Raw genomic sequence first — 1,533 nt, 5'->3', positions numbered from 1 at the left:
GCGGAACAGCGGGATGTGGGTGTCGTAGCCGGTGACGCGTTCGACCGGGGCCAGCAGGTCGTACATCGAGTGTTCGGCCAGACGCGCGGCGATCTCGGCGCCGAAGCCCGCGGTGCGCGGCGCTTCGTGCACGATCACGCAGCGGCCGGTCTTGGCCACCGATTCGGCGATGGTGTCGAAATCGAGCGGACGCAGYGTGGCCACGTCGATGACTTCGGCGCTGATGCCTTCGCCGGCCAGCTTGTCGGCGGCTTCCAGCGCTTCCTTCACCTGCGCGCCCCAGGTCACCAGGGTCACGTCGGTACCGTCGCGCAGTACGTAGCACACGTCCAGCGGCAGCGCTTCGCCGTCGTCGGCGACCACTTCCTTGTACTGGCGGTAGATGCGCTTGGGCTCCATGTAGATGACCGGGTCCGGGTCACGGATCGCGGCCAGCAGCAGGCCGTAGGCGCGCTGCGGCGAGGACGGCATCACCACGCGCAGGCCGGGCACGTTGGTGAAGATGGCTTCGTTGGCCTCGCTGTGGTGCTCCGGCGCGCGGATGCCGCCGCCCCACGGCACGCGCAGCACCATCGGGCAGTGCAGGCGGCCGCGCGTGCGGGTGCGCAGGCGGGCGGCGTGGCAGATGATGTGGTCGACCATCGGATAGACGAAGCCGTCGAACTGCGCTTCGGCCACGGGCTTCATGCCTTGCGCCGCCAGGCCGACGGTCAGGCCGGCGATGGTGGTTTCGTCCAGCGGCGTGTCGAGCACGCGCTCCGGGCCGAACTTCTGCTGCAGGCCGGCGGTGGCGCGGAACACGCCGCCGTTCACGCCCACGTCCTCGCCCAACACCAGCACGGATTCGTCGTGCGCGATCTCCCACGCCAGCGCCTGGGTGATGGCTTCGATCAGGGTGATCGCGGTCGGGGTCGCCGCGGCGTCCTGCTTCGCGACTGACGTCGCTCCCACAGTCTTGTTCTCGGGCTTCATCACGGTGCTCATGGGCGGTTCTCCGCGGCGATCGCGGCGGCGCGTTGCTGCAGCAGTTCCGGTGGGGGATCGGCGTACAGGTAGTCGAACATCGTCTCGACCGGCTGCACTGGCGTGTTGAGGTAGCTGTTGACCTCTTCGTCCACGCGCACGCCGCACTCTTCCTTCCATGCGGCCTCGTCGGCTTCGCTCCACGCGCCCTGCGCGGTCAGCCAGGTGCGCAGGCGCGTCATGGGTTCGCGTTCCCAGCCGGCTTTCACTTCGGCGTCATCGCGGTAGCGTCGCGCGTCGTCGGCGGTGGTGTGGTCGGACAGGCGGTAGGTGACGAATTCGATCACCGTGCCGCCCTGGCCCTTGCGGGCGCGCTCGCTGGCACGGCGCATGCCCTCGAGCACGGCGATCAGGTCGTTGCCGTCCACCTGCAGGCAGTGCAGGCCGCCGGCCAGGCCCTTCTGCGCCAGCGTCTGCGCGCCGGTCTGCGCACTGCGCGGCACCGAGATCGCCCAGCCGTTGTTGATCACGCCAAGCACCAGCGGCAGCTCATAGGCGCCGGCGGAATTC

2 protein-coding genes are annotated in these 1,533 nt (G+C 69.5%); both read right to left on the bottom strand.

Annotated features, from left to right (window positions below; translation table 11 throughout):
• On the bottom strand, window positions 1-972 hold a 972-nt coding region (locus tag AC04L7_RS18430; protein ID WP_475513663.1), incomplete at its 3' end, for an alpha-ketoacid dehydrogenase subunit beta.
• Window positions 973-980: 8 nt separating this feature from the next.
• The coding region (locus AC04L7_RS18425; protein WP_475513662.1) for a thiamine pyrophosphate-dependent enzyme at window positions 981-1,533 on the bottom strand (553 nt) is incomplete at its 5' end.

The organism is Pseudoxanthomonas sp. LjRoot204_2 (genome assembly GCF_056175765.1).
Note: the sequence above shows the minus strand (reverse complement) of the source record. Positions and strands in the feature narration are given on the sequence as shown.